The sequence below is a fragment of the Lentibacillus salinarum genome, assembly GCF_042679865.1.
In the GTDB taxonomy this organism is placed as follows: Bacteria; Bacillota; Bacilli; order Bacillales; family Amphibacillaceae; genus Lentibacillus; species Lentibacillus salinarum.
The window spans coordinates 38757-45495 of record NZ_JBHTNH010000057.1; the positions used below are offsets into that span (position 1 = coordinate 38757).

General features: G+C 45.4%; 6 protein-coding genes, 2 tRNA genes and 1 rRNA gene. 1 reads left to right on the forward strand and 8 read right to left on the reverse strand.

Going from position 1 to position 6739, the window contains the following annotated elements; all coding sequences use genetic code 11:
- The first annotated feature begins 54 nt into the window (after positions 1–54).
- Positions 55–1971 (forward strand): ABC-F family ATP-binding cassette domain-containing protein, encoded by a 1917-nt coding sequence (locus tag ACFQ4A_RS17515; RefSeq protein ID WP_382402685.1) that lies wholly within the window; start codon positions 55–57, stop codon positions 1969–1971.
- 273 nt (positions 1972–2244) lie between these two features.
- Here the strand turns inward: ACFQ4A_RS17515 and tsaD are convergent, their stop codons facing one another.
- The 8 genes from tsaD to ACFQ4A_RS17555 all read right to left on the reverse strand — a co-directional run.
- Entirely contained in the window at positions 2245–3255 is a 1011-nt protein-coding gene (tsaD, locus tag ACFQ4A_RS17520) for a tRNA (adenosine(37)-N6)-threonylcarbamoyltransferase complex transferase subunit TsaD (protein ID WP_382402686.1), read from the reverse strand.
- Complete coding sequence (rimI, locus tag ACFQ4A_RS17525; protein ID WP_382402687.1) at positions 3252–3701, reverse strand: ribosomal protein S18-alanine N-acetyltransferase; 450 nt, start codon at positions 3699–3701, stop codon at positions 3252–3254. The genes tsaD and rimI overlap by 4 nt, the downstream gene beginning before the upstream one ends.
- Positions 3694–4395: a tRNA (adenosine(37)-N6)-threonylcarbamoyltransferase complex dimerization subunit type 1 TsaB gene (tsaB, locus tag ACFQ4A_RS17530; RefSeq protein ID WP_382402688.1), complete on the reverse strand. Its 702-nt coding sequence runs from the start codon at positions 4393–4395 to the stop codon at positions 3694–3696. The genes rimI and tsaB overlap by 8 nt, the downstream gene beginning before the upstream one ends.
- An 18-nt stretch (positions 4396–4413) precedes the next feature.
- The gene (tsaE, locus tag ACFQ4A_RS17535) at positions 4414–4869 is read right to left on the reverse strand and encodes a tRNA (adenosine(37)-N6)-threonylcarbamoyltransferase complex ATPase subunit type 1 TsaE (RefSeq protein WP_382402689.1); all 456 of its coding nucleotides are present in this window, start codon (positions 4867–4869) and stop codon (positions 4414–4416) included.
- A gap of 8 nt (positions 4870–4877) precedes the next feature.
- Positions 4878–5849 carry a thiamine-phosphate kinase gene (gene thiL / locus ACFQ4A_RS17540; protein ID WP_382402690.1) on the reverse strand — a complete coding sequence of 324 codons (972 nt, stop codon included), beginning with the start codon at positions 5847–5849 and terminating at the stop codon, positions 4878–4880.
- A gap of 245 nt (positions 5850–6094) precedes the next feature.
- Positions 6095–6168 (reverse strand) — tRNA-Asp (locus ACFQ4A_RS17545).
- A 102-nt stretch (positions 6169–6270) separates the two neighbouring features.
- Positions 6271–6347, reverse strand: a tRNA-Met gene (locus tag ACFQ4A_RS17550).
- Positions 6348–6621: 274 nt separating this feature from the next.
- Positions 6622–6739, reverse strand: a 23S ribosomal RNA gene (locus ACFQ4A_RS17555); the annotation flags it as partial.

The following is a 6739-nucleotide window of genomic DNA, read 5'->3' on the forward strand; positions in this document are numbered from 1 at the left end:
ATTGCCCTTTCAGACTGTCATACGGTACACTTGGATGGGATGAGGTGAACAAAGATGATACTAATGCAACTAAATAATATAACCAAGTCATTCGGAGCCGAAGAAATACTAGCCCATATAAAACTTGAAATACAAGAGAATGACCGGATTGCCATTGTCGGCAGGAATGGATCTGGAAAATCAACCTTATTAAAAATAATGGCTGGTGATCTTTCCTATGATGAAGGGGAATTGTTCAAGCCGAAAGATCTGACTATCGGCTATTTGTCGCAGCATACCAGTCTTGAATCGGACAAATCGATTTGGGATGACATGATCACGGTATTTGACCACCTGCTGATTCAGCAACAGGAACTCCGACAGCTTGAGGAAAAGATGACACAAGCGGCTTCACTTTCCGCTGACGATTATGAACAACTTCTATTAGATTATGACAAAAAACAGCAGGCATTCGATGCAGCCGGCGGTTACCGCTATGAAGCCGATATAAAAGCTGTTTTGACCGGGCTTAATTTTCAGGATTACGATTACAACACACCCATCACTGAACTAAGCGGCGGGCAGAAAACGCGCCTGGCCCTGGGAAAATTATTGCTAAAAAAACCGGATCTGCTCATTTTGGACGAGCCGACCAACCACCTTGATATCGAAACGATGGGATGGCTGGAAAACTACTTGGGCAGCTACCCAGGCGCCGTGGCAATCGTGTCACACGACCGGTATTTTCTCGATAAAACCGTATCAACTGTTTATGAAATATCCCGGCATCATTCCAAACGATATAACGGCAATTACAGCTATTATTTAAAACAACGGGCGCTGGATTATGAAAAAGAATTGAAGGAATTCGAGAAGCAGCAGACCGAAATTAAACGGATGGAAGACTTCGTTCAACGAAACATTGCCCGCGCCTCAACAACCAAACGTGCCCAAAGCCGGCGGAAGCAACTGGCAAGAATGGAAAAGCTGGACAAGCCAAAAGGGGATGAAAAATCGGCCTCGTTTTCGTTCCAGATCAATCGGGCCAGCGGGAACGATGTGTTAAAAGCCGACCAACTTGCCTTTCAATATGAACTGGGCGAACCACTATTTTCCAATCTTACAATCCATGCGAATCGTGGTGAACGGATTGCGCTTGTCGGCCCCAATGGTGTCGGGAAAACGACGTTATTAAAGGTGATTCTCGGGCGTCTCAAGCCGGCATCAGGATCCCTTCATATCGGAACCAATGTGGAAATCGGCTACTATGATCAGGAGCAGCAAACATTATCATCAACCAAAACCGTATTGGACGAGCTGTGGGATGAACATCCCGACATCGACGAAAAGGATATCCGGACAGTGTTGGGCAATTTCTTGTTGTCGGGTGACGATGTACGAAAACCCGTTCATTCGCTGAGCGGTGGTGAAAAAGCACGCCTGTCGCTTTCCAAACTGATGATGCAAAAGGCCAATCTGCTTGTTTTGGACGAACCGACCAACCATTTGGATATTGACAGCAAAGAGGTACTGGAAGCTGCGCTAATGGACTTCCCAGGGACCATTATTTTTGTCTCACACGACCGCTATTTCATCAACCGCATTACCGATAAAGTAGTTGACATGCAACAGGATGGCGCGACCACTTATCTTGGCGACTATGACTATTATATCGAGAAGAAACGGGAAGAAGCGGAGATTAAAAAACTGCAGGAATCAACTGAGACGGACAATACCGAAGATCAGCGCAAAACAAAATTCCAGGAAGACAAGCAGCTTCAACGTGAAAGACGAAAAAAGCAGCGACAGATTACCGAGCTCGAAGAAACAATCGAACAGTTAGAATCCGAATTGGCAACGCTGGAACGGACAATGGCTGAACCGGATGTGTATGAAGATCATGAAAAATCACAGGCGATTATGGAACAAATGAGCGAATTAAAACAAGAGATAGAGCGGTTGATGGAGGAATGGACTGCTTTACAGGCCTAAAGATTGCCATGGGCTTTTCAACACACTTAACACACGCTTCAAGACGACCCCCCACCTTATTCGAATTAGGTGGGGTTTTTCAGGCATGTAAAAATAAAATAATCCACACACTTATGCACAAATCAACAGTACGGCTGCCGAATTTCACCATAGTTATGCACAGTTTCCACAAAGAAAGACTAGGTTATCCACAAATAAACATCCACAAGACAAAAACGGCCATATAAGAATTCATAAAAAATATCCACAATGCAGTGGATAAGCATGTGGATATCAGTTTAAGATTAATGATGGATTCGCATTCAAGTCCCAGCCGGCCCGATTGCCTTGTTCGTATGACACAAAACCTGCTGCCGCAATCATCGCCGCATTATCGGTGCATAACTTTAACGGTGGGATCAGCAACGGCATCCCTGAGTTTTGGAATTTTTCCTCCAGCGCTTGCCGCAGACCCTGATTGGCCGCAACGCCGCCGGCCACGATTACTTGTTGCACGTTATAGGCTTGAGCTGCCTTCCACGTTTTCGTCGTCAGTACATCCACGACACTTGCCTGAAAACTAGCGGCAATATCCTCTTTTTTAAGGGATTCTCCGCGCTGGGAGGCATTGTGGATTGTGTTGATAACAGATGATTTCAATCCACTGAAACTAAAGTCAAAACTGTCGTCCTCCAGCCATGCCCGTGGAAAGTTAATTGTTTCAGCGCCCTCAGTGGCCAGCTGATCAATCTGTGGACCGCCCGGATATGGCAAATCGAGCGTCCGGGCCACTTTGTCATATGCCTCGCCCGCTGCATCATCACGTGTCTCGCCGATTAGCGTATAGGACCCATGATCGTTCATCAACACCAGTTCCGTATGCCCGCCGGAAACAATCAGCGCAAGCAATGGAAATGCAAATTCACGGTCGAACCGGTTGGCATAAATATGACCGGCTATATGATGCACACCAATCAATGGCTTCTGTTTGGCAAAGGCCAATGCTTTGGCTGTATTAACCCCTATCAGAAGCGCACCAACAAGACCAGGTCCTTCCGTGACAGCAATCGCATCAATTTGCTCCCATGTCATATTGGCTTGCAGAAAAGCTTCTTCCAAGACGCATGTGATTTGTTCAACATGATGGCGGGATGCGACTTCAGGAACAACCCCGCCAAACCGCTTATGACTGTCAATTTGGGAAGCGACTGCATTGGCAACCATCTCCTTACCGTTCTTGACAATCGCCACCGCCGTCTCATCACAGCTCGTTTCAATCCCTAAAATATACGTATCGTTTTTCATGATAAATTCACCCACATAACAATCGCATCTTCCTGATTATCGATATAATAATTTTTGCGGACACCACCAGGGACCAGACCGAATTTCCGGTACATCCGCTGGGCCACAATATTGGAGGTGCGGACTTCCAGAGAAAGCCGTTTGGCCCCCATTTGGACGGCCTCCTGCATAGTATATAAAAATAGCGTCTCACCGAGCTTCCGTCCCCGGAACGCCGGGATAACCGCAATATTCGTGATTTGTGCATCATCAATCACATGCCACATACCCGCGTAACCGATTATCTGCTGACCGACGAACATCACATAGTAATGTGCATAGTCATTATTCGTCAATTCTTGCTGCATAATTTCCCTTGGCCATGGTGCCGCAAATGCTTGTCTCTCAACTTCCATCACATCGTCAATATCAGATGGTTTCATCTTTCGGATAGCGCGCTCAGCCATTTTTCGCTTGTTCCTTTTTCAACCAGTTTGCTTCCGCTTCAGCGAGCCGTAAATAATTCGGCGTTAGCGTATGGGTGTTGTCTGGTGCTTTATACGATCCGGCAAGCGCCAGATGTGAGGGGTCAGCCATATGGAATGGCCCGTCTGGAATGACCGCCCGATTACCCAAATAAGTCTTAATCATTTCCTGGTGTATATCCATATCTGGACTTAAAAATAGGACGTCCTGTTGTTTATCGGCCAAATCTTTCAGCCAGTTTTCCATTAGCACATTTTTTTCCTGACAAACTAAGTCAAATTTATGGGACTGCTGCTGATACAAACCTGTATAAACGCGACCACGCCGGGCATCAAAAAATGGGTTTATATAAGCGTTATAAAAGCGTCCCTGCCAGGCCAGCGCTTCCAGACTGGACACGCCAACGACCGGTATATCCAGGGCCCAGGCCATCGATTTGGCTGTTGTCAGGCCAATCCGCACCCCCGTGTAGGAACCAGGCCCCTTGGCGACCACGATTTTATCAAGATCCTGCGGTGTCATATCAACGTCACGCATCAGCTGATTGATTGCCGGCATCAACCTCACTGAATGATTCCGTTTAATATTTGTCGTCATTTCGCCAATTAATTGATCATCCTGCAGTAAAGCCACACCCAATAACTGATTTGATGTATCCATTGCTAGTATATTCATTCCAGAGACTCCTTACAGTCAACCGATCACATCAGCTGCAACCGATTTAAAATGTCCACCCTTAGGAAAAAGTTCCAATAAGCGGGTATGTTCATCAACATAGGCTATTTTTATCATGAGGTATTCAGCTGGAAGATAATCACGGATAAAGTGTGCCCACTCGACAACACAAATACCATCACCATTAAAATATTCGTCAAAGCCAATATCCTCATCTGAATCCTCCAGCCGGTAAACATCCATATGGTACAACGGCAACTCGCCATGATATTCCTTGATGATGGTAAATGTCGGACTGTTGACGGTGCGTTTAACGCCCAAACCGTTTGCAAGCCCTTTGGTGAATGTGGTCTTGCCTGCACCGAGATCACCCTCCAGCGTGATGACATCACCCGGTTTCAACAACAATGCCAATTCCTCAGCGAATTGAACTGTGTCTCTTTCAGAACGTGTTTCAATTTTATAATCGCTCATCGTTTCACCTACTTCAGGTGGGTATAACCCTTTTTTTCCAATAGCTTATTTGTTTGCTGCCGATCTACTAGCCAAACATAATGGCCATTATCCGTGTTCTTACTAACATACCCAACTTCAGTGACCGGTGTTTGTGTTCTGTCAGCTATGTCTTTCAGTTCATCCCAATCCTGGCTGGGGACCGTTCCCAGCAATTCAAAATCTTCTCCACCGTACAATTGCCATTTCGACTGTTGTGATTCGGGGAATTGGTTATAGTTTTGACTCACAGGAAGCTTTTCTTCATAGACAGTCAAATTGACGTGAGAATCTTCGGCTATTTCGTTCGCTTCATTGGCTATGCCGTCACTAATATCATTTAATGTGACCCTTGAAAGGTTCTCCAACTCGCTTGCAAAGTCAACTCGGATCGTCGGCATCCGGTGTCTGCGGGAATAATAGGCCTGATCCAGGTATTCCCCCGGGTTTGTCAGTATGTGAAAACCCGCGGCTGAATCTCCCAATGTCCCGGTCACAAATACCACATCCCCCGGCTTAGCCGTATGTCTGTATCTTACCTTATCGCTGTTCACAAAACCAATGACCGTTATGGATAGTGCCAATTCATTCCCCGATACGGTATCACCGCCAATCAAATCCATCTGATAAGCTGCTCCCAGATCCGCCATACCTTTATATAACCCATCCAGATCATCTTCTTTCCAGGATGATGGTATGACAATGGAAACGAGATAAAATGCCGGTTTTGCCCCCATGGCACTTAGGTCACTAATATTCGCGGCAAGCGAGCGATACCCGATGTGAAACGGACTCATCGTTGACCTCGAGAAATGTACATCTTCCACAAATGTATCCACAGCCGTCACGATGTCCTGGGAAGATTGACGGAAAACAGCCGCATCATCCCCAATACCCCGTATGATCGAAGGCTGTCGATACGTTTTTTGTTTTATCAAATCAATAAATGAAAATTCATCCATTACCCATCACCCATTTTATTATAAACTATTTTCATAATAGCAAACACAGCATAAAAAAAGAAATTTGTTGAATGGCTGGTATTCCAATTCAGCTTTTTTTGTGAAAGAAGAAAAAGAGCTATAATATAATAAAAACCGTTCCCTTCAGTGTGGAAACGGTCGCTTTGTCACTTGTATTATGTACTTTAATTGACGTAAGTAAAACTATGTTTTCTCTAAAAGAATGATCTTTTGACTTAAAAAGGCGGTCCGGACGGGACTCGAACCCGCGACCTCCTGCGTGACAGGCAGGCATTCTAACCAACTGAACTACCGGACCAATTGGTGGTTACAATGTTTTGCGTTTTAATGATATTCTGCGTCTTCCGATGCCACTGATCGTAAAACAGATTCTATTTGGCGTAGCCAGTTGAATTTAAATTGGTTGCGGGGGCAAGATTTGAACTTGCGACCTTCGGGTTATGAGCCCGACGAGCTACCAGACTGCTCCACCCCGCGATATGAAAGAAAATATACAATTGATCATGAACCCTGAGAGTGTTGTACCTTGACTGTTCGTCGTGTTGCGTGGTATCTCGGGGATGCTACACTCCTCACAAGCCTGCACATGGCTGTTAGTTCAATGTTGATGGCGGCTTGCTCCACCCCCCACGGTATGAAACTTTAAAATAAGGCACAAAATATATTATAACCATTTATCTCTTGAATTGCAAGGTTTTTTTTAATTTGTACCCTGAAAACTAAATAAGAGCTTCATTCAACACCATATCATTTAGTTAAGTCCTCGATCGATTAGTATCCGTCAGCTTCACGTGTCGCCACGCTTCCACCCCGGACCTATCCACCTCATCGTCTCTGAGGGATCTTACTCACTTGAAGTGATGGGAAGT

Excerpts from the sequence above, each read along its gene's own strand:
- ACFQ4A_RS17515 (WP_382402685.1), top strand. The coding sequence starts at position 55 with ATGATACTAATGCAACTAAATAATATAACCAAGTCATTCGGAGCCGAA.
- tsaD (WP_382402686.1), bottom strand. The coding sequence starts at position 3,255 with ATGAAAAACGATACGTATATTTTAGGGATTGAAACGAGCTGTGATGAG.
- rimI (WP_382402687.1), bottom strand. The coding sequence starts at position 3,701 with ATGGCTGAGCGCGCTATCCGAAAGATGAAACCATCTGATATTGACGAT.
- tsaB (WP_382402688.1), bottom strand. The coding sequence starts at position 4,395 with ATGAATATACTAGCAATGGATACATCAAATCAGTTATTGGGTGTGGCT.
- tsaE (WP_382402689.1), bottom strand. The coding sequence starts at position 4,869 with ATGAGCGATTATAAAATTGAAACACGTTCTGAAAGAGACACAGTTCAA.
- thiL (WP_382402690.1), bottom strand. The coding sequence starts at position 5,849 with ATGGATGAATTTTCATTTATTGATTTGATAAAACAAAAAACGTATCGA.